The following is a 21,493-nucleotide window of genomic DNA, read 5'->3' on the forward strand; positions in this document are numbered from 1 at the left end:
TGCCGATAGCGAGGCGGCCGTCCGCCATGGGTGCTGGGGGGCCAACTCGACCACCTCAGCGGGATGGTCGGTATGGACACGGTCGGGCTGGTGTCAAGATCGCGCCTGTCAAGGGCTTCTGGGTTCTCCATGATGCGCTGGTCGTCGCCGGGGATTGGCATGCCCAACTGTGGTCGGACGGCGCCGGCAGTGTCGCCTTGTGCGAGAAGGTCTGGAGGGCCTTCGGCGAAGGGTGCGTTGACGACGGCGTGGGCCACAGGCCCACTGAGCAAGCGCGCCTGCCCAGAGGGCCTGCCCTCGTCAGAGTGCCGCGAACTCGATGAAGGCGGTCCACGCCGTGGGTAGTACGGCTAGGGCGGCGTGGGTTGTGTCCTTTGAGTCGCGGACGTGGACGGCACCCATCCCGGCCGCAACCTCAACGCACTGGCCGCCGTCACCGGCGCTGTAGCTGCTTTTGAACCATTCCAGGCCATCAGCGTCCGGCCCGGCCTTGTCCCCGCTCATCTCTCTCCCAGCAACTTCTCGATCAACGCCAGTGATTCTGTCGGAGTGTGGGCCTGCGCGCGAAGGATCCCGTACGAACGCTCAAGTTCTCGCACCTTCAGACGCTCCGTGTGGACACGGCTGTCGCCTTGTACCTCCGTGTACGCCATCCTGCGCCCATCCTTGGTCTCCATCAAGGTGAACGGGCCAGCGAGTCCCGCATGTTCCTGCCGGGACAGCGGCATCACCTGGATCACCACGTTGCGCTTCTCCGCGGTCAGCCTGAGGTGCTCCAACTGGCCTCGCCAGACAGCCTCCCCGCCGAGCGGCCGGAGCAGGACAGCCTCCTCGATCACAAAACTCAGATGCGGCGCCGGACGTCGAGAGAAGATCTCCTGCCGAGCCAGTCGTGCGGCCACCCTCTGCTCGATGCGCGCCTCGTCCAGGAGTGGCTGCCACATGGCAAACACCGCTCGCGCGTACTCCTCGGTCTGCAAGAGACCATTGACCAACTGAGTGTCGTACACATGAAGCTCAACCGCCTCGGCCTCCAGCTTGGCCGCGTCCCGGAAGAACGCCGGATACTGAGCCCGAGCCACCTCCCCCTTGCTCGCGCTCAACACCCCACCCGCGCCCAGCACTTCATCCGCCTGGTCGATGAACTTCGGCGGCGGGATACGTCTCGCCTGCTCGAACGACGCGATCGTCGAGGCCGAGTACCCGGTCAGCGACCCGAGCGCCGCGCGGTCCATACCCGCCCGCTCCCGGAACAGCTTCAACTGCCTCCCGAACACGCACAGCATGCCCGTACCGACCTCGTACTCCGGCTGCTGAACCTCGTCGTCCATGCCACAGCTCCCCTCGTACAACCGCCCGGTCGGCCAACTCAGGGCCCGGGAACCGGTCACGCCCACCACCACGTACAAGCGCGCCGCCCGCGTGTACAGCCCGTACTCGTCAGCGCATCGCTCCTGGTCAAAGCTACGCAGAGTCCGCGACCGTTTACCCATGAAGTCAGCAACTCCCCCGAACGGCCATATGCCACAACGCCTCGCACCCGAACGCGAGTTCACCATGCGCTTCACCTCAACGCCGCGCGGTGCCCGTCTCGCCCGCCGACTCGTCTCACACCGCCTGGACGACTGGGGCCACCCCTACACCACCCACGTCAACGAAACGCTCACCCTCATCACGGCGGAACTCGCCGCCAACGCCGTACGCCACGGGCATGTCCCCGGCCGGGACTTCCACCTTCACCTCGTCCTGGGCGAGGGCATCGTCCGCGTCGAGGTGACCGACACCCGCGCCGAGAAGCAGCCTCCGTCCAGCCCTGGGGTGACCGACTCGCTGTCCGAGTCGGGCCGGGGCCTGCTCCTCGTCGCCGCCCTTTCAGACGACTGGGGTGTCGCCCCTCGCCATGCCGCCCTGGGCAAAACCGTGTGGGCGGAACTGCGCATGCAGCAAAGAGGCCACCCGCGCCCGCCCCGGGTGGCCCCCAAACCGACCGACGTCGAACTACTCCTGACTACGGCTTCGCTGCTGCGCGACGACCTCGGGTCGCGGCCGGGGGACGCCAGTTACGGAGGTCGTCGTCGGTGAGGCCGTGCTCGCCCTGCTTCTGCTGGCGGTATGCGGCGAAGAAGTCCGCCGGGGAGCCGCTGTAGAGCACGTCGAACTCGCCGTGCCACTGGGACAGCCACGGCTGGAGTTCCAGCAGGCCGGCGAGGAAGGGCGTGATTTCCTCGGTGGACAGCGCGGTGTTGGTGAAGTACGTGGCGAGGGCCTGCGCCTGCTCCCGGTGGTCCCAGCCGGCCCACCCGTACAGCTCGGGAGTGGCGGCGTTGGTCTGCCCGTAGGAGATGAACCGCTCCTTGGGTACATCGAGCTTGCCGCGTGCCCTCCAGTAGGAGGGACGAAGGAAGTCGGCCGAGGTGTACTTCGGCGGCACGGGGATGGAGTCCCGGATCTTCCGCTTGGCGGGCTCGTCGGGCGCGACGTCCTCCTTGCGCTGAAGGTCCCACACCTCCTCCCAGTCGGCGCGCTTCTTCATGCCGGCGGGCTTGTAGCGCAGGGCGGAGAGGAACGGCACGTGCTCGTCGCTGATCAGCTCGGCGACGACCTTCGCGAGTTCCTTGCGGGGCGCGTAGAGCTTGGCGACGGAGACGAAGTCCTCGTCACGGGAGAGCGCGTCGGTGAGACGGGCCAGGGTGAGGATGGCGGGCTGACCGTTCTCGTCGAACCAGTGGTCACGGTTCTCCATACGGTCGAGCAGCCAGGAGCGGAGGGCCTTCTCCTGGAGCGCGTCCCAGCCCTCGGTGGCCCAGCGCCGCTTGTACTCGGGGCGCTCGACCATACCGATGGCGCGGTTCGACTCGATGGCGTCGATCCGCTTCTGGACGATCTCGCGGTAGGGGGCTGGCCAGTGGGAGGGGATATCGGTGACGGGCTCAAACTTGTGATTGTGATGCCCGAACCACGACGTGTTGACCTCGCCACGCTCCCTCTTGCGGGCCAGCACAATAGCGAAGGCCCGTTCAGCAGGGTTCACCACAGGAAGGTCCTCAGTGGATGCAATGATCTCCTGGTCGAGCAGACCGTAGAGAGCATAGACCTGCCAATCCAATTCTTCTTGCGTGGCAATCATGCGGCCACGGATGGCCTCCCACTTCTCACGCCCTTCACGCAGCACAGTCGCAGTAGGCGCACTGCCGGAGGCGATAGCGGAGGGGCTCGTGGCAGCCAGATCCCGAGCAAGGCTGTCCAGAGCAATCCCCAGTTTCAAAGGGAACTCAGAAGGAAGCGGGAATTCCTCAAGCTTTGTTCCCGTGAACTCGAACCGGTGCTCCCACGGTTCATCAGCTCCCGCTACGTCCGCACCAGGTCGCCCCTTATCATGGCTGACCTGCCGGAGCCAGAACCCAGCCGTAGAGCTATTGAGCAGCCCGAGCAACTGCAGGTACTCCTCCTCACTCGCCCCCTCCCGCAACTTGATCACCGGCGCGGTCTGCTTGAAGACTTTTCCGCCGCGATCCAGTACGAAATGATTATGCGTTGACACAAACGGAAAAGCCAGACCAAGGGGGGCCGCGTAACGATTCGGGAAAAACATGCTGTGATCAAACCAGCGCAAACCACGCTCAGCGGGCGTCTGCCCAAAATCCATACGCCGACGAAGTCCAGTTCGATTACCCCACAGGAAACGCTTCTCCCGAGCACTGAGCTGACGCACATTTCCCCGTGAGTCATAAGGGAAGAAGGTGAAAATCGGCGCATCGATCTCATAGTCTCGAACGCCGTCTCCGAGCACAACAGGCACACAGGAGGAACCCAGCGACAACGTATGCGCCGCTACCTCGGGCAGGTAAAAGGCGTCATCCATACCGGTGTGTGTACTCCGCCCGATAGCATCACTATGCGAACCGAGTACGCTGGTAGACTTTTTCCCCAATTGCTCAACCATCTCAAGACCGCCATCGGCCAAAATCCATGGCTGCTTACCGAAATATCGCCCCCGCTCCAGGTCATCCACCGAGACCCACCGACCCGGCGAGCCTGGCTTGTCGATCTGATCCACGATGGCCTTCCAGACAAGTCCGTCCTCGGCATTCTCAGGCGCAGCAGGCTCTCCCTGCACACCGCGGACGGTCCGGATCACCGGCGACCGGCCGCCTCCGCCCCTCTGCTTGCCGACGAGGATGACCGTCGGCGTGCCATGCCCGGGGATGTAAGCGCCGGAGGTGTCGATGACTTCAGTCAATTCGACCGCATGCCCAAAGAAGCCCTCAATGAGCTTCGTGCCGAACTCGCGCTTCATGAAGGAGTTAGCGGTGATCTGCCCGACCATGCCGTAACCTCGACCCTCGGCATCTCCGCGCGTGGCCAATTCGAAGAACCGCTGGGCGAAGGGAACCGACAGTGCGTATGCACCCGCACACGCTGGATAAAGATCTCGATACAAATCGTTTAGCTTCTTATCCTTCACTGTGATGTAAGGCGGGTTCCCCACTACCACGTGATACCGCCCCGGCCGAAGAATCTCCGGGTACTGGTGCAAATCCTCCGTGGCGTACTTGAACTCGGCCAGCTCGTCCACGAAATCCTCGTCTACCCCACCAAACAGATTTCCCTGTTGGGAGCGACGCGACTTGATCAGCGAGTCGCCTACCGCCAAACGCAGAGGCCACTCGTAGTTCGCCGCCTCCACCAGCGTTCTCACACCACCCGCCGCCATAGCCGCAACCAGCAAACGGAACCGAGCAATGGCCACAGCGAACGGGTTGATGTCGACCCCGTGCACGGAATTCAGCGCAGCCGCTACCCGCTCATGCACATCACGCCCCGGCTGCCCCTCCCCCCACAGCCGAAGCAACCGCCGAAACGCCCCCAACACAAAGTGCCCCGACCCACACGTGGGGTCGATCATCTTCAGTTCCTCGTACCCGAACTCCCGCACCGCAGGGTTCATCGTCCGGTCGAGGATGAACTCCTCCACGAACTCCGGCGTCTGGAGCAGCGCGTACGTCTTCCGCGCAGCCTCGCTCAGATCCTGGTACAGGTCGCCCAGGAACCGCGTGTCCCAGCCCTCCGTGCCGTCTTCGTTCAGCGGGTCCGTGAAGTCGTGGATGAGGACACCCGCCTCATCCCTCCCCCGCCAGAACTCGACCAGCTCCCGCGCACCGTCATGCGAAAGCGGAACCTGATACAGCGGGTTGTGCCGCTTGTCGAAAAGCAGCCGACCCGCCTGGCCCTGCCCCAGCTCCTCGAACGCCTTCTCCAGCCAGCCCCGGTACGTCGGGTCCTCGTCCGACTCCACATACGCGTCGTACCGAGACTCCGCCAGCTCCCGCCGGTCACCGTCCGGCCCCGTCAGGTACGGCTCCGGGATCAGCCGGTTGTCCTCGCAGAACCGTACGAACACGGTCCCCAGCACCCACGCCACCGCGACCTGCGTGACCCGCTCGTCCAGCCATGAGGTCCATGTCGCCGCCGTACGCCCCAGCTTGCGCGCCTGGTCGTACTCGGCCTTCAGCCGGGCACCGACCTCCCCCAGCGCCTTCACCTGGCGCCCGAGGTCGATCTCGACCGCCTTGACCTGCTGCTTCAGGTCGTTCAACAGAGCCTTGCGGTCGATCACTTGACGTCTCCCTCGACACCACCGGCACTGGCACTCGCCATGCCCTCGCCCTCACCGGACCCGCGATGGGCGTTGCCCACCCACGTGTCCGGAAGCTGAATCCACTCCCCCAGGCCGGCCTGGTACGGCACGGCCACCTGCCCGAGCCGGGGCTCACGCGACGGGTCGCTCTGCGGGACCAGGAGCCACAGCCCCCGCCCGCCCCGCCGGGCCGCCGACGCCAGCCGGTCCAGGACGCCCATCGCGTCGTACCGCGCGAACACCCCGGCCTCCGTCAGCAGCACAGGACTGGCAGGGCCAACAGGACCGACCCCGCCACCACCGCCACCCCCGTCGCCCAGCAACTCCGCCACCCGGGGCTCCACCGCGCCCCACGCCGTCCGCACGTACTCCGCGAACTTCACGGCACCCTTGGACCCCGGCTCGGCGGCGTCCGCCTTGAGCAAGGTCTCCCAGGTCGGCTTCGTACCCGGCGTGACCTGCGCGTGCAGGGCCTCCAGGAACAGTTCCGTCACCGACACCGCCCCCGCGCCCAGCCGCTCCGCGCCCAGCTCCCGCACCGCGTCCCGTACCAGCTGCTGCCGTACGGTCAGCACCCGGTACCCGTCCCGGCGGGCCGACGCGAGCAGCCGTTCCTCCGCGCGTACCGCGCCCGCGAGCTGCGGGTCGTCCGCGTACCGCGTCACCGCACCCGTACGCGTCGACTGGCGCCACGCGCCCGTCGTGAGGTAGCTGGACGCGTCGTCCACCCGCGTCGGCAGGTAGCGCAGCGTGCCCGTGTCCTCGCGCGTGTTGAGCGACAGCTCGAAGCCCGCGTCGCGCAGGGCCTTGGTGAGCGGGCCGCCCGTCGGGAGTTCGTGGGAGGCGCCGCCCCGGCCGTCGACCACGACCAGCTCGGGGAAGCGGGCGCGCACCCGCTCGTGCACGTCCTCGCCCGTCAGGCCGGGCTGCCGCCCCTCCGGTACGCCCGGAATCCAGCGGACGAGCCCGGCCTGGGTGAGCCGCAGCGCCCGGACCAGCGGCAGGTCGCGCGGGTAGATCTCCAGGCGCGGAGTGGCGGCGGCGTTCACGGAGGCGGATGCCGCCAGCTCGACCATGCGCCGCTCGTCCCAGTTGACCGCGCCCGGCGGGGGCGTCAGCGCGCCCAGCTCGGCCAGGACCGTCGCGGCCGTCGGCAGGGTGTCCAGCTTGGTCAGTCGGTCCGCCGTACGGCCGAGACGGGTCGCGTACTCCAGCAGACCGGGCGCCGTCGGGGTGTCCGGGCCGTCGTCCTCCCGTACGTCGAGGGCGAGCAGGCCGGCGCCCAGGGACTCGTCCGTCGCCTTGCGGTTCGGCTGGTGCTGGAACTCGGCCTCCTGCGGGACCAGTTGCTCCACCTCGACCACGGCCCGTACGGCCGCCAGCGCCATCGCGCGCCGCTGCTCGCGCCCCGCGAGATGCGTGCCGCGCCGGACCGCGAGGGCGTCCGCGATCTCCACGGCCGAGGCGACCCGCCCCATGCCGACCAGCAGGTCGATGATCTCCTCGCGCAGCGCCTGGACGGCGGGCTCCGCCTTCCAGCGCTTGCGCTCGTCCTTGAGTATCTGCGGGATACGGCCCTGGCTCAGCCCGAGAGCCTCCGCGACGTCCTTCTGCTTCGGCCAGACACCGATGTCCGGCAGAACGCCGTGCTCGTCGGGCAGGCGCAGCAGCAGCCGTACCATCTCCGCCTTGTTGCGGTTGGAGCCGTTGTTGTTGACGGCGGGCACGAAGACGGTGGCGAGGGTGTCGAGGCTGACCGAGCGCAGCGTGCGGGCGGGCAGCATCCCCGCCGACTCGCCCGTCGCGAGGTGGCCGACCAGGGCCGACTCGGCTGCCGTGAGCTGCTCCAGCTCCTCCTTGGCCTCCGCCCGTCCCTTCGGGGTGAGCGGCGAGACGGGGATCTCGCGCAGCCGCTCGCCCCACTCCCGCTGCCGCTGCTGGACCTCGTTGCGGGTCTTGGCGCCCAGGCCGGGGGCGTTGACCAGCTTGCGGCGGCTGTAGTCGAGGAGTTCGCCGACCGTCGTCAGGCCCAGGCCGTACAGGAACGACTGGGCCGCGAGCGTGAGGCCGGAGACGGTCAGCGGGGTGTCCCGGGTGACCTCGGCGGCGAGCCGGTCGCGCTGCTGCTCGGCGCTCTCGGGTTCGGCGTCCGCGATCCCCGCCGCGGCGGCGCCCTGGGCGGGCAGGCCCTCCCCGGCGGTCGTGGGCGCCGGGGCCGACGCGCGGGCGCGGTGGCTGGACGGGACCGTCTGGGACGCGTCGAGGAAGACCTTGCGCCAGGCGTCCCGCATCGGCTTCAGCTCGGGGTACCGCTGGGCCGCGTCGCGGTGCAGGGCCTTCTGGAAGAAGGCGACGAGACCGTCCCGTACGGCCGGGTCGAAGGCTTCGGCCGCGATCGTCGGGTACGGCCAGTCCTTCGCCTCGGTCATCCGCGGCAGGACGCTGCCGTCGCCCCACTTGGGCAGCTCGCCGGAGGCCATCTGGTGCAGGGTGACGGCGACGGCGTACCGCTCGGCGTGCGAGTCGTACGAGCCGCGGGTGATGACGTCGACGAAGGGGTCGAGGTAGCCGTCGGTGCCCGCGTCGGTGCTCTTCGCCGGGTAGCCGGCGAGGGAGAAGTCGATGAGGACGAGTTCGCGGGTGCGGTTGGGGCGGATGCGGATGGCGATGTTGTCGGGCTTGATGTCGCGGTGCCAGACGCCCTCGCCCTCCAGGAAGTCGACGGCGCCGAAGAGGTAGTCGCCGTACGCCTCCAGCTGGTCGACCTGGAGGCGGCCGTTCTCGCGGAGCTGGCGGGCGACCGTCTCCTCGCGGCGGCGCGGGCGGGACCCGGCCTCGCCGCCCTGCCCGGTGTCGTCGCGTTCGTCGCCGACGTACTCCAGCGCCAGGACCGTACGGCCGCCGATGTGCAGCGGCTCGGGTTCGACGAGGCGGATGATGCCGGAGTGGGCGCGCAGGCGGGCCATGGCCTCGGCCTCGCGGGCCAGGATCTCGCCCCGGCTGTCGGAGAGGGCGACCTTCAGCACGGCCAGCGGGCGGGTCTTGCGGGCCTCGGCCTGGAGGTCGCGGACGAGGAAGGCGCGGCTGGTGGAGCCGGTGCCGAGGCGGCGGCGGATCTCCCACCGGCCGGCGAACACGTCACCGGCTACGGCCTCCAGCGGGTCCTTGTCGGCGGGGGCCCCGTCCTCCTCGCCGGGCGCCTCCGTGTCGGGGGCCGCTGGGGCGGGGGCGGTCAGGGAGTCCTCGACGACCTCCAGCAGCTCCAGGAACTCGTCCACGCTGGAGAGGCGCTGGCCGGGGCGGTAGGCGGTGGCGGCCTGGACCAGCTCGTCCACGTCCTCCGACAGTCCGTCCACCAGGGAGCTGGGGCGCAGGCCCTCCCCCGCCTCCAGGCGGGCCAGCAGCTCGGCCTGGCTGGCGGCCGGGGCCTTGCCGGTGACCAGCAGGTAGGTGAGGACGCCGAGCCCGTACACGTCGAGGTGGACCGGGTCGGGGTTGAGGGCGGTCAGCTCGGGGGCGAGATAGGCGTCGGCGTCGTCGGCCAGGTGCATCGCGGACAGGGCGGTCGGCGCGAAGCGGGTCATGCCCTGGCCCTGGGAGGAGTCGCCGCTGCGCTGGGTGGCGATCTGCCAGTCGGAGATCTGCAGCTCCGGAGTCAGCCAGGCGGCCTCCTCCCCGACCGCCCGGCCCTTGCGGCCGCGCGGCCGGGGGACGACGTGCACGGAGCGGGCGGCGAGCGCCCGGTGGTGGATGCGGCTGGCGTGCGCGGAGCGCATCGTCTCGGCGAGCTGGCGGACCAGCGCCATCCGGCCGAGGATGTCCAGCTTCTCGCCGTACTGGACCAGGTACTCGTCCAGCTTCAACGTGTCCGGGTGGTAGTCGAAGATCAGCGCGGGGCCGGCGGCGTGCCCGGAGGGGAAGTACTGCTTGAGCTGGACGGCGCCCGGGTGCTTGAACCGGCCCAGCACTGCGGCCTCGCGGCGGGCGGCGTTCTCGACGGACTGGCGCAGGGAGGCGTCGGAGCCGCGCTCGCTGAGGTAGATGCGGACGCGGGCGGCCTCGGGCAGGTCGCTGTGGCGGGCGAGGTAGTCGGCCCAGGTGGGCCCGGAGTCGAAGGACTTCCGCTGCAGCTCGTACGGGCCGACCTTGTACTGCGCGTCGCTCTTGCGGATGCCGATGTTCTTGAGGGCCGCCTCGATCTCGCGCGAGCCGATCGCCGTGACGCGGCGCCGCTCGTCACGTGGGGGTGCCTTGAGCATCTCGACCAGCTGGTGGACGGTGTAGACGCCGTTCTGGTCGTGTGCGGGGAGCCGTACGCGGAGGCTGTTGTCGGTGAAGCAGACGGCCTCGGCGACCCAGACCCGCTTGTGGCCGGGCAGCGCGAGCAGGCCGGCCAGTTCCTTCGCCTTGCGGTTGACCAGGTGCAGCGGGTTGCCGTGCGTACGGCGGCGGCCACCCGGTGTGGTCTGCACCCAGGTGCCATTCTCGGAGGTGACCGAGCCGTGCCAGTCCTTCAGCTCGACCATGCAGACGCCGCCAGGGGCGACGACGAGCAGGTCGACCTCGCGGACGTGGCCGGTGTTCGCGGTGAAGGTGAAGTTCGACCAGGCACGCCAGGGGTCGGAGTCCGGGAGCTTCTCCCGGATCGCCTCCAGGCCGCGGCGTTCGTGATCGAACTCGGACTCGGTGACCGTGACCCACCGGCCTTCCCGCATGCCTGTCCCCACTCGTCCGGTCCTCTCAGGCCCGCCGTTCCCCGAGGTCGGACCTGCCGCAGATCCTAGTGGTTGCCTACTACGTAGGTAGAGCCCGCGAAGAACGGGACTATGGGACATTCGGCCCGAGAGGCGGCAACCGCATGTTTCCCCTGTTCGGTCCCGACTTGCACCACACTCTTTTCATCACGTATCAGCGCAAAACGCCCTCCCGGACGGGAAGGGCCTGATCCTCCGGCCTTCTTCCTCTTGGGGCGTCCAGCGCGCGCATGGCATCGACGGCGGGCGACGCCTCTACACCGCACGTCGAGGTGATTGTCATACCGTCCTACTAGGCTCCCGTGTATGGGACTTGGGGATGTGACGCGTGCTGGCGTGATGGCTGCGGTCGACGAATGTCTACAACTGGGACGAGAACAGTTTCGCCTCCGGTACGGCTTCGGCCGGGCTGTCACTTACGAGTTGGCCCTGGACGGGCATCGCTTTGACTCGAAGGCCATTGCCGGGGTTGCGCACCTGTACTCGGTCGGCAACCTGTTGTCGGCTGACGACTTCAGTGGCGGTGCGCGCACCGTGGCACATCGTCTGCGTGCGCTCGGTTTCACGGTGATGGATGGCACCGACGTCACGGACGAGCCGAGCCGAGATGCGCAGATACTTCTCCAGCCTCGAGGCGGACCTCCGGTCCGTGGCCCGCGCAACTTCGCCAAGTCCGTACGACAGGGTGTTGAGATCGCAGAGATCAAGGATGCGCTCGGCGAACAGGCGGATGTGCTGACGGCCCTGTACCCGGACGGGATCGCTCGGCTGTGGGGGGCCACTCCGACCACGCAGGCCAACAACGAAAAAGTCAGGGCACTACGCAATCGCCGAGTCGGCGACGACGTGCTCTTCTACGCGGAGAACCACTTCATCGCTCGGGCCCATATCCTCCATCTGTTCGACAGCCCGGCCGTGGCGCGGAGAATCTGGGGAACCGACGAAAAGAACGCCACCTGGGAACACATCATGGCCCTCGGAGGGGTAGAGGAGTTCCCCACGCCTGTTCTCGCCGCACCCATACTGCGTCGTCTGGACGCTCGGGTACCTCTGCGCAGCCTCACCCTGCGGTCCGCCGAGGACTACCGCAGCGTTGCGGAACTTCTCCCCGAGCCGCACCGGTCGGCGCTTGCGCGACGTGCGACACCTGGTCCAGCTTCCTCTCCCACACTGACAGCCGGGGACTTGCTGGATCGGGTCGGCTCTCTCGACACTGGCGGTGACTCAGGGAGGGAAATATCCGCCCGCCATCAAAAAGTGGCACTGCTGTGGGCGATCTCCCGGATCGCAGCAGGAAAGCCACGTCTGGCGCCATGGTCCTCGTTCCGCACGGAGGTCGGTCCTCTCCTGCCTGCCTTCGGCCTGCCCGGTTCCGTGGCCGCACCGGAGGATCTTTTCTGGCACTTGCAGGACAGCGGTCTGTGGGAAGTGCACGGCGTACCCAGTGATACCGGCCCTATGCCGCAGGCCGAAAGCCTCGACACGATCCAACCTGTCGCGGGTCTCACCCGTGCAAGTGCCGAACTGCTGCAGAACCCTCTCACCCGCCTCGAAGCCGTCGTCGAGCTGTGCAGCACTCACCTCGACGACATGGATCAGCGCGAGTTGCTCGGCCGAGTGGGCCTCGCCGGATATGCGACCGCCGATGGCATGGTCGACGGAGACGAGGACGATGACGGCCAAGAAGCCGCCGATGTGGAGCGGACGAGCGGCCCGACGGAGCGCCGGGATTTCACGGCCTCACGCCTGGTTCGCAATGCCGCGCTCGCAACGCAGGTCAAAGAGCTGCACGGCCACGCTTGCCAGATCTGTGAGACCCGCCTTCAGTACAAGCGGCGGCCCTACAGCCAGGCAGCTCACATCCGTGGCCTCGGGTCCCCGCACAACGGCCCGGACGAACTGCCGAACCTGCTCTGTCTGTGCCCCAACCACCACGTTCTCTTCGACGGCCTCGAGATCTATGTCGACGTGGACGGCGTCGTCAAGTGGACGCACGAAGACGACTCGTTGGGCCCTCTCCGTCGACACGGCGACCACGAGATCGACGAAACGTACTTGCGCTACCACCGAACCCTGTGTGAACTCAGCTCGCTGACCAGGAGATAGCCGTTCTGGTCCGACGTTCGCCGCTCTTACTCCGACTTCGCGAGCGCGCCGACACCCGTCCGTACTGTCAACCCGGGACTGTCTGTCGTGCCACCCCACCCGCAAGCTCCCGCAGCTTCTCCCGCGTCTCCGAGTCCGTCGAGTACACGATCGTGCCGACCATGCCTCGGGTCAGCAGAACCTTGTAGGTGTTGCGGATCAGGCGGTCCACGTCGGCGTCCGGGGTGGACCTCTTGAAGACCGGGTCCTTGGACGCCGTGCGGTCCGTGACCCACCGGTCGCTTCGCCAGACAAGGTCGGGCCCGATGATGACGCCCGACCAGTCGTACTCGAAACCCTGAGCCGTGTAGACGCAGCCGACCTGGCCGAAGCCGGCCGGATCGGTGGCCCACAGGGCCGCCGGTGGTGCGCCGGAGACGGCACGGTCGCCGCGCAGGTTCCAGGGGCGGGCCCAGTCACCGATGACGACGTCCGGAGGCAGCGGGTGGCCGGGCTTGGGTTCCGGAGACCAGCGCCAGCAGTAACCGGCCGACATGCGTGCGCCATAGCCCTGGGCACGGCGGGCTTCGAGGAACGCCTCCATCTCCTGCGGGCTGTCCGCGACCAGCAGTTGCATGCGGTCGTCGGGTTCCCAGATCACCGGACCGCCGGCCTCGAGCCCGAGGAGCCGTACCACCCAGCGCAGGTAGGCGTCGCTGCCCCCGCAGCGGAACTGGCTGTCCAGCGGCACCACATGGCATGGAATGTCCCGCGTGGCCGCTGCCGCCCTGATGTCGGACACGGTGCCCATCTCGCCGGGGCGTACCACCTGATGCTCGTCGAGGAAGAAGACGGGCACGTAGGCGACATCGATGAGTTCGTCGATCTGTGCCCTGCCGGTACGGTTCTCGGCGCGCGTGTAGCGGTTGGCCGAGGTCTCCCGGATGCGGTGCGCCTCGTCGCAGATCAGGGCACCCAGGCTGTTCTTCTCCGCCGTCATGAAGCTGTTGAAGTACTTGAACAGGTCCTGGACTTCCCGCTTGCGGGCTCCGGCGACCTTCCTCATCGTCTTGGTGAACGACTGCGAGCCGGTGGCGTGCAGGGCCGGGACCCCACGCCTGTAGAGTTCACCCAGAAGCTGGAGAGCGATGACACTCTTGCCGGTGCCGGGGCCGCCCGTGACGATGACAACTTCCTTGCGATCGGCGTGCTTCGCCCTCTCCACCGCGTTGAGCACCATCCGGTACGCGACCTGCTGCTCGTCGAGGAGGACGAACTGGGTGCGCTCGCGCACCTCCTCAGCGGCCACGGACATGAGCTGCTTCGACGGCACGGTGGCGCCGGCCCGAAGTTCGTCCGCCGCCCGGGCCCCCGGGTGCTTGTCGCTCAGCCGCGTACGGATGTGGTCGATGAAGGACCCGCGGCGTTCCGCGGTGAAGAGCAGACCGTGGCCGTCGCGCTCGATCTCTCTCAGCCCGGTCACACCGAACTCGGTGGCGTTGTGCAGATACGCCACTCCGGCCACCCGGTGCCCGTGTTCCGCCACCGCCCCGTTGAAATTGACGAGGTACTCGCAGTAACGGCGCACCTGCTCGATGGGGTTCAGAACCGGATGGGCATAGGCATCGACATGGCACAGGGTGGGGTCGTCCTCGTGGGGCTGTGCCTGGCTCCACTGCTTCAGTTCCACCACCACGTACGACGGTTCCCCGGATACCGGGTGCACTCCGGCGAGGACCACATCGGCACGCTTGCTGTTCAGCGGGAGCGCGTACTCCAGCATGACCTCCACGTCGCCCAGGCCGGCGTCGTTGAGTGTGGCGGCCAGGGCGGGGATGCTGCGCTCCCAGGAGCGCACCTCCGAGGCGCCGGGCCGATAGCCGTGCATATGGACGAACTGGTCGGTGAGGTGCAGGAACAGCGAACCGTCGAGTGCCATGACGGCGACCGTTTTCGCGGACGCGCGGAACAGCAAGGACTTCCCCCAGGCAGCACGAAAAGACTCGTGCGGGTGGGGGCATGTCCTTCGAGACTCCACCGGGATGGAGCGGAAGCCCGTCGGGCCGCGTTGACGTTGTGCTGAGAGTACCTGGCGGTACTGACAGTCGTGCCGGTGATCGCAATCGCGGTGGTGGGCGCCGTGCCGGGCCTCTCCTACTGAGGTCCGTACACCGGAGCACCCCGCCGCTGGATCAGGGACCCTCCGCAGGCATCAGGCCACCTTCCGACTCGATCAGTTTCCCGGCGGCGACCAGCGCGTCGATGTCAGCAGTGAGCGCGTCCCGGATGTCGGTGCCGAGCCGCGCCCAGCCGAAGAAGCGCGCCGCCTCCCGCAGCAGATCCTCACGCTGCACGCCCGGTCCTTCATCGACCACGTTTCTGAGCACGAGCTGCCGCTCTGCGGAAGGAACCTCCGCCACCCGTCGGGCGCACCGCTCAGTGGGTGTGCGGGCGAACTCCGTCTCGTGGCCAGGCCTGTCGTAAGCCGTACCGACGTGAACGATCTTGCCCTGCTTGAGCAGGCGGCGAAGGGACCGGTCGATGCGGTCGCGGATCACCTGGCCGGCTCGTCCCAGGCCCCACGCGAGACGGACCCGGGTGTAGATCACTTCCTTCTCGACGGGTCCTTCCACCTCGACCACACACAGCGCCACGTCCGCCACCACGTCGAGGGCCTCGGGGTCCTGCAACTCCGCGCCCCACATGCCCCGCTGGCTGCTCGACCTGTCACGTACCTCTGTCAGGAGGTCGGGGTCGACCTCCTGGTAGGGGCGGCTCCAGGGTGCGGGGCCGGCGTCGACGGTCACGAACTCCACTCGCGGGACCGCCGGAGCACCAGCCACTTCTGCGGCTTCTCCACTCCCGCCGCTCAGGGGGCCGTCCACGGTCTCCGCCGTACCGTCACCGTTGCCGAGGTCGACGCCACTGCTTTCCCTCCCCACGGGCGGCGCCACTCGCACGGCGTGCGGATCCTCCGCGCACGCCTCCTCCACCGCGACCCGCAGCCGCGCCATCGCTTCCCGCCGGCTCCGGTACCAGTCCGTACCCCAGATCCGGTGCAGCTTCCACCCCAGGTCGCGCAGGACCGCTTCCCTGAGGCGGTCGCGGTCCCGAGCCGCACGCGAGGAGTGGTACATGGCGCCGTCGCACTCGATGCCCAGCGCGTACGTGCCGGGCGCACCCGGGTGCCGTACCGCCATGTCGATGCGGAAACCGGCGACCCCCACCTGCGGCTGGACCTCGTACCCCCAGCCGCGCAGGACGTCGAGGACCTCCTCTTCGAAGGGGCTCTCCGGAGCCGCGTCCGGATCGGCGGCCTCGGTCCGGAGAATCGACGGACCGTGCTGGGCGTACTGCAGATACCTCTTGAGGTGCTGCACGCTCTTGTTGGCGCTGTCCGGCAGATCACCTCCGTGGAAGGAGGCGACGACTTCCATGCGGCGCCGGGCGCGTGTCACGGCCACGTTGAGGCGTCGCCAGCCGCCCTCCCTGTTGATGGGGCCGAAGGTCGACAGCAGCTTGCCTCGGTGGTCGGGACCGTAGCCGATGGAGAGGATGATGACGTCGCGTTCGTCGCCCTGGACGGTTTCGAGGTTCTTGACGAAGAAACCGTCGAGGCGACCCTCCGTGAAGTGGTGGTCGAGGTCCGGGCGGGCGGCCCTCGCCTTCTGCACCGCTTCCTCGATGGCCTCCGCCTGTGCCTTCGACAGCGCGACCACGCCGAGAGTGTGCTCGGGGCGGGTGTCGAAGTGGTGGATGACGCGCTGGGCCACCTTGGCGGCTTCGAGGGGGTTGTCGCTGCTTCCGCCGCGATCGTAGACGCCGTCCGCCTTGATGAACTCCACTCCGATGTCCGGTCCCTGCTCCAGCGCGCCCGGGAAGGTGACCATGGAGTTGCCGTAGAAGTCGTGATTGCTGAAAGCAATCAGGTTCTCGTGGCGGCTGCGGTAGTGCCAGCGCAGGGGCAGTCCGCGCAGGACTCCGCTGGCCTTGCACATGTCGAGAATGGACTCGAAGCCGTCGGTGGCGTCCTCGTCCCACTCGTCACCGTCGTCGCTGTCGCCGGCCGCGCTGAAGAACGAGGTCGGGGGCAGCTGCTTCTGGTCACCCGCCACGATGAGTGCCCTGCCTCGGTAGACCGAGTTCACCGCGTCCTGGGGCAGGACCTGGGACGCCTCGTCGAAGACCACGACATCGAACTCGAAGTCCGGCGGCAAGAACTGGCTGACTGTCAGTGGGCTCATCATGAAGCAGGGCTTGACCAGCCGAACGACGTCACGGGTCTGCTGCAGCAGGTGCCGTACGGGCATGTGGCGACGTTGTTTCTCGGCCTCTCGCCGGATCACTGCGGCCTGCCCCACCGAGGTCCGGCGAGGTCGGCGAGCATTGCACGAGGCGATGACCTCGGCGTGTGCTGCCGCGACCAAATCTTGGTCCGCCCTCTGGAAGCGCTCCACCAACTGGTCGCGTTCCACGGCCCGCATCGGCTTCAACCGCTGGTCGGTGGTCAGCTGGTGTTCGACCCAGGCGGCGAGCACCGCACGCTCCATGGCGGCCGGGAACTCCTCAGCGGAGACCTCGCGGCGGGCGAGCTGGTCGGGCAGTCCATCGAGATGGAAGCGGCGCAGCAGAGTCAGCGCATCAGCGCAGCTGGTCCACGCCTCCGGGCCGAAGGGGTCGCGGTCGAGACGGGACAGGACGGAGTGCGCCGAGGTGAGGGACTCGGCGAGTTCGCGTCGAAGCTCCTCGGCCCTCCCGGACTCGAAGTACCCGGCGAGTGCCTCGCGCTGACCGCTCCAGTCGTCGGCGCGGTCGGCGACGGACGGGTCGGCCGACGCGGCCAGCATCAGCCGGGCCGCCGCCCTGGGCAGAGGCGCGGAGTGGCCGCCGTGTGCGGTACGACGGACCTTCTGGGCCCAGTCCAGGGCATCCAGGATCGCGTCACGGTCTGTCCCGGTGCCTTGGTAGAGGGAGCCGAGCAGACTTCGGTAGGTGGCGTCGTTCTCCGCGAAGGAGGACTCGGCGGCTCGGGCGGAGACGACGGCGGCCACCACTTCCCTGGCCCGGGACAGGGTGAGACCCGTCGGCTCGTCCACGACCCGGGCGGTCGAGCGGATGAGGTCGGCCGCGTCCTCCAAGGGCTCCACGTGCGCGCGAAGCCAGCTCGCCGCTCGTTCAAGGGGGCGGACGGCCAGCGCTGTGCCGACCGTCGCGACATGTGCCTGCCCGGTGTATTCCTGCCAGACGTCCAGGTCACGGCGGATCTGGTCCGTCTGCGTGAGGAGCTCGCGTGGTTGGGGTCGGCCGTCGGCCAGCACCTCGATGAGACTCGCCCGGCGTGCCGGCTCCGTGAGCGTGTCGGATGCGAGGCGGCCGATCACCCTGGCGGCGTCCAAGGCGGCCTGCAAAGCTTCGGTGTGAGTACCGCCGGCGGCAACGTACCGGCCCAGGAATTCGCGCTGTGGCTCCGTGGCGTAGGGGCCCGGTTGCCGGCGCGTCAGGTCAAGGCCGCGGCTCAGAAGCCGCCCCATGGGCTCGTGGCCCGTCACAGCGTTGGGCGTGGCACCGCGCAGGTCGTCCGCCTGCGTGTCGAGGCCCCGGTACCAAGGACCGAGCAGACCTCGGTCGGTTACGGCCCGCGCGGTGAACGCGGTGCTCTCCCGCTGTGCCGCGTGCGCGGCTGTGAGCGCCGTACGCGCGGAGGCAAGCGTGTGTTCGGAACCGGGGCCATGGTCCCGACGACCGACGGACGCCAAGGTGTCCAACAGCGCTGCGGCTTGCAGCAAGGGGGCGCGGTGGGCACGCAGCCAGCGAGCCTCGTCGTCGAGCGGCTGCTTGGTGAGGTCGGGCGCATGCGGTGCGAGCGACGGGTCACCCAGGGCCCCTCGCCACTTGGTGAGATCACTGCGTAGTGCTGTTCCCAGCTCGACGAGTGCGGAGTGCGGCTCACGCCCGTCGGCCAGTTGAGTCGCGAGCAGACCCCGGCGGTACGGGTCGGCGACGGTTTCCGGTGCGAGCGCGTGGACGGCTTCCGCGTGCGCGACAGCCTTGCGCAAGGCCGGTACATCGGGCAACGCCGTGCCCCGATAGCGACCGATCAGCTCGGCGTGGGTCGTCGCGAGCGACAGCAGCCTCCCGTGTGCGGCGCACCAGGCGTCGGCGAGGGGCAGCTTGTCGAAGAGTTCACCGCGCCACGAACCGCTGTGCGTCAACCGTGCCACGAGCTTCCGGTCGGCCCGGATGGCGCTAGACAGCGTTCCGGCGAGTCCTTGCCGTCCTGCCAGGAGCCGATGGACTGCTCCGGGCAGCTCGGGCGCGGAGACGACTTCGGGCAGGAAGGTGTCGCGCGCCGCCTCCGCCGCGGCACTCAGGTCGTCGGCGGCCGCGGAGATCTCCGCGACGGCTGCCCGGACCTCGGGAAGTGTCCGTGGGTCGAGCCATGCTTCGAGCGCGCGGTCCGAAGCTGTGGCCAGCTCCGCGAGCGTGGCGAGGTCTTCCGCCTCGGACGTCGCCTTCGGCCGGTCGCATCCGAGGCGTTCGGCCACCGAGTCGGCGTGCCCGGCGGCCCGCTCGAGAGTGTCGGCGAGCATGCCGAACCGGTCGGCCAGCTCGGCGGCCGCACGGCCGGTCAGCGACGCAATGTCGGCTCCCGGCGGATCCAGTGCGGCGAGTGCCTGCTCGTTGGCGGGTCGTTCCGGGCTCAGTTCCGGGCCCAGTTCTGACCACCCGGGGCCCGCATGGTCCGTCGCGAGGGTGCGGGCGGCGAGTACATGGTCACGCCGGACGAAGAAGTCACTCAGCTCGTCGGCGACGCACCGGACCGCCGCCTCCTCAGCCCGCACTGGGCCGTCAGGAACCAACCACGCATCGAGAGGGCGGTGTTCGGATCCGGCCACGGCGATCACGTCACACAGATGACGCGCTTCCTCTGGCGTGCTGGGATTCGTGAGGCCGGCGGATCGAGACACTCGGGTGAGGCTCTGCAGGGTCCGCTCCAGCACACCAGCGGTCGTGTCGAACCCTCGGGCGAACTGTCGCGCGCGTTCCTCCGTGAGTCCGGCGAGATCCAGGCCTCGCGGCGCCATCGCGGAGAGCGCCCTCTCGGCCTCCCCCGGCTCAGCGGTCAGCCTGGTGGACAGCTCCTGCCACCGCTCGCCCACCGACGCCCGGACGACGGTGCTCGTCCGCTGCGCTTTGCGCAGTTCCGCCAGGAACGCGTCGACCCGGTCGTCCACCTCGTCGGCGAAGGCTTCCGTGGTGAGCCAGGCTTCCGGCACCGGGCTCCGCACCTCGAGCAGCCCCAGAAGCAGGATCAGACGGTCGATTCCGCTCTGATCCGTGAAGGGTGTTCCATCGGACGCGAGATCCCGGTACCTCTCGGTCGCCGCCGCGAGCGCGTCACGGGCCGCCTGGGCCTGATCCAGCACAGGGCGGGGATGGGGCAGGTCGGCCCGCAGGTCACGCCAGGGGAACGATGGATCGGCGACCGCCTCCCAGTGGTCGGAGATGGCTTTGGTCGCCTCGACGATCAGGCGCAGATCCTCGCCGCTGAGCGTCGCGGGACGAAACGCCGCCTCCGGTGCCGTACGGGTGCCGTCACCGGGGCTCAGATAGGCCACCGGCGCATCGGACAGTCGGCCGACCCGGCCCAGCACGTCGTGCAGGGTCCGTCCCAGCGGATCACGGACCTCGTTCATCGCCTCGGCGTAGGCGCTGAGCGCGAGACGCAGTTCCCTGGCCTGGGCCAGCGTCTGCTGTGACAGCTGCGGTGCACGCGGCTCCTCCGCGAGCACCCGGCCCAGCTCATGGGCCACCGCCTTGCGGCTGGTGTTGTGACTGTGGAGGGCCAGTGCGTACGAGTCGAGCCCGACCGACTTCAGCCGGTCGAGGACGACATCGAGGGCCGCCGCCTTCTCGCTGACGAACAGCACACTGCGCCCCGCGTGCATGAGACCGGCGATCATGTTCGTGATCGTCTGGCTCTTGCCGGTGCCGGGTGGGCCGTCCAGGACGAACGACTGGCCGGCCACGGCCGCGGCGACTGCCTGCCGCTGCGAGGCGTCGGCGTCGAGCACCAGCGGACTGTCCTCGGGCGGACTCAGTTCGTCGATCCGGTCGAGGCTGATCTCGTCGAAGTCGAAACGGTCGGAGGCGAGTCCGGAGTTCGGACCGAGAGCCATGGCTCGCACGAGGTCACTGCCGAGGACGTGGCTCTCGTTGTCCAGCAGGTCCTGATACATCGCCTCCTTGTGGGAGGCGAAGAGTGCGAGCACCACACGGTCGGAAATCTGCCAGCCGGCCTTGCCTGCCACCGCCCGACCTGCCGCTGAGAGAACCGCCTGCAGGTCGGAAGGGTCCTGTTCGCCAACTGGTGCCCAGTCGACACGGAACTGGTCGAGCTTCACCTTGAGGGCCGGATTGAGGCGCGGTTCCTCGTCGTCGCTCGCCCTGAGGCGGAGCCTGCCGTTACGGGCACGCTCGATGACCACCGGCATCAGGACCAAGGGGGCGTCACTGCTCGTCTCAGCCCCGTCCTCACGCCAACGGAGCATGCCGACGCCGAGGTTGAGGGTCCACAGGCCATAGTCGTTGAAGACCTGGGTCGCTTTGGTGCGAAGGCTGTTCAAGGCACGCGTGAGAGAGGGCGCGGTGGTCTTCTGGGTGACGATTCCGTCGGTGCGGTCGCCCTTCTTCGTGAAAACCACATCGCCGGATCGCGCGTCCTCGCCAGTCTCCGGTTCCTCGTCCGGGAGCGGCGCGAAATCCCAGCCGCGGCCGAGGCCTCTGACGAGCTCCGGCGCGGATGGAGTGGAGATCTCCAGTGTCGCCGATTTGGTATGGCGGAAATTGAGCAGCCGGTTGCGGCCGCTCAGGTCCACCAGGGAGGTACGCCAACTCTCGAGAATCGCCTTGAGGCGGTCGAGTTCCTGGCTGCCCCCGAAGTCACCCGAGTTCGTCACACTGATCCCTGATGTCGTCGCTTCCGGGCCGACGGAGCACCGGCGTCGACGGCAGC

The 21,493-nt window shown here is 68.5% G+C and carries 8 protein-coding genes; 2 read left to right on the forward strand and 6 right to left on the reverse strand.

Going from position 1 to position 21,493, the window contains the following annotated elements:
- Window positions 1-300 precede the first annotated feature (300 nt).
- On the reverse strand, window positions 301-504 hold the full coding sequence (locus ACFU5F_RS05985; RefSeq protein WP_383882566.1) for a DUF397 domain-containing protein: 204 nt from the start codon (window positions 502-504) through the stop codon (window positions 301-303).
- The gene (locus ACFU5F_RS05990; RefSeq protein WP_383882568.1) at window positions 501-1,331 is read right to left on the reverse strand and encodes a helix-turn-helix domain-containing protein; all 831 of its coding nucleotides are present in this window, start codon (window positions 1,329-1,331) and stop codon (window positions 501-503) included. The genes ACFU5F_RS05985 and ACFU5F_RS05990 overlap by 4 nt, the downstream gene beginning before the upstream one ends.
- 160 nt (window positions 1,332-1,491) lie before the next feature.
- On the opposite strand from ACFU5F_RS05990, the gene ACFU5F_RS05995 reads away from it, so the two are divergent.
- Window positions 1,492-2,082, forward strand: coding sequence for an ATP-binding protein (locus ACFU5F_RS05995; RefSeq protein WP_383882571.1), 591 nt, complete (start codon window positions 1,492-1,494; stop codon window positions 2,080-2,082).
- Here ACFU5F_RS05995 and pglX read toward each other — a convergent pair.
- Window positions 2,009-5,617: a BREX-2 system adenine-specific DNA-methyltransferase PglX gene (pglX, locus tag ACFU5F_RS06000; RefSeq protein WP_383882574.1), complete on the reverse strand. Its 3,609-nt coding sequence runs from the start codon at window positions 5,615-5,617 to the stop codon at window positions 2,009-2,011. The two genes, ACFU5F_RS05995 and pglX, sit on opposite strands and share 74 nt — an antisense overlap.
- The gene (pglW, locus tag ACFU5F_RS06005) at window positions 5,614-10,353 is read right to left on the reverse strand and encodes a BREX system serine/threonine kinase PglW (RefSeq protein WP_383882577.1); all 4,740 of its coding nucleotides are present in this window, start codon (window positions 10,351-10,353) and stop codon (window positions 5,614-5,616) included. The genes pglX and pglW overlap by 4 nt, the downstream gene beginning before the upstream one ends.
- A 345-nt stretch (window positions 10,354-10,698) precedes the next feature.
- Here pglW and ACFU5F_RS06010 point away from each other — a divergent pair, with 345 nt between their 5' ends.
- Window positions 10,699-12,498, forward strand: a complete 1,800-nt coding sequence (locus ACFU5F_RS06010) for an HNH endonuclease (RefSeq protein WP_383882580.1) — start codon at window positions 10,699-10,701, stop codon at window positions 12,496-12,498.
- A gap of 67 nt (window positions 12,499-12,565) precedes the next feature.
- On the opposite strand, the gene ACFU5F_RS06015 is transcribed toward ACFU5F_RS06010, so the two are convergent.
- Window positions 12,566-14,452, reverse strand: coding sequence for a DNA/RNA helicase domain-containing protein (locus ACFU5F_RS06015; protein WP_383882583.1), 1,887 nt, complete (start codon window positions 14,450-14,452; stop codon window positions 12,566-12,568).
- 217 nt (window positions 14,453-14,669) lie between these two features.
- A complete protein-coding gene (locus ACFU5F_RS06020; protein ID WP_383882586.1) occupies window positions 14,670-21,437 on the reverse strand; it encodes a DUF3320 domain-containing protein in 6,768 nt (2,255 codons plus the stop codon).
- Between the last annotated feature and the right edge of the window lie 56 nt (window positions 21,438-21,493).

Origin of the sequence: Streptomyces sp. NPDC057438, assembly GCF_042802995.1 — a bacterium.
Lineage (GTDB): Bacteria > Actinomycetota > Actinomycetes > Streptomycetales > Streptomycetaceae > Streptomyces.

Excerpts from the sequence above, each read along its gene's own strand:
- pglW (WP_383882577.1), bottom strand. The coding sequence starts at position 10,353 with ATGCGGGAAGGCCGGTGGGTCACGGTCACCGAGTCCGAGTTCGATCAC.
- ACFU5F_RS05995 (WP_383882571.1), top strand. The coding sequence starts at position 1,492 with ATGAAGTCAGCAACTCCCCCGAACGGCCATATGCCACAACGCCTCGCA.
- ACFU5F_RS06010 (WP_383882580.1), top strand. The coding sequence starts at position 10,699 with ATGGGACTTGGGGATGTGACGCGTGCTGGCGTGATGGCTGCGGTCGAC.
- ACFU5F_RS05985 (WP_383882566.1), bottom strand. The coding sequence starts at position 504 with ATGAGCGGGGACAAGGCCGGGCCGGACGCTGATGGCCTGGAATGGTTC.
- ACFU5F_RS05990 (WP_383882568.1), bottom strand. The coding sequence starts at position 1,331 with ATGGACGACGAGGTTCAGCAGCCGGAGTACGAGGTCGGTACGGGCATG.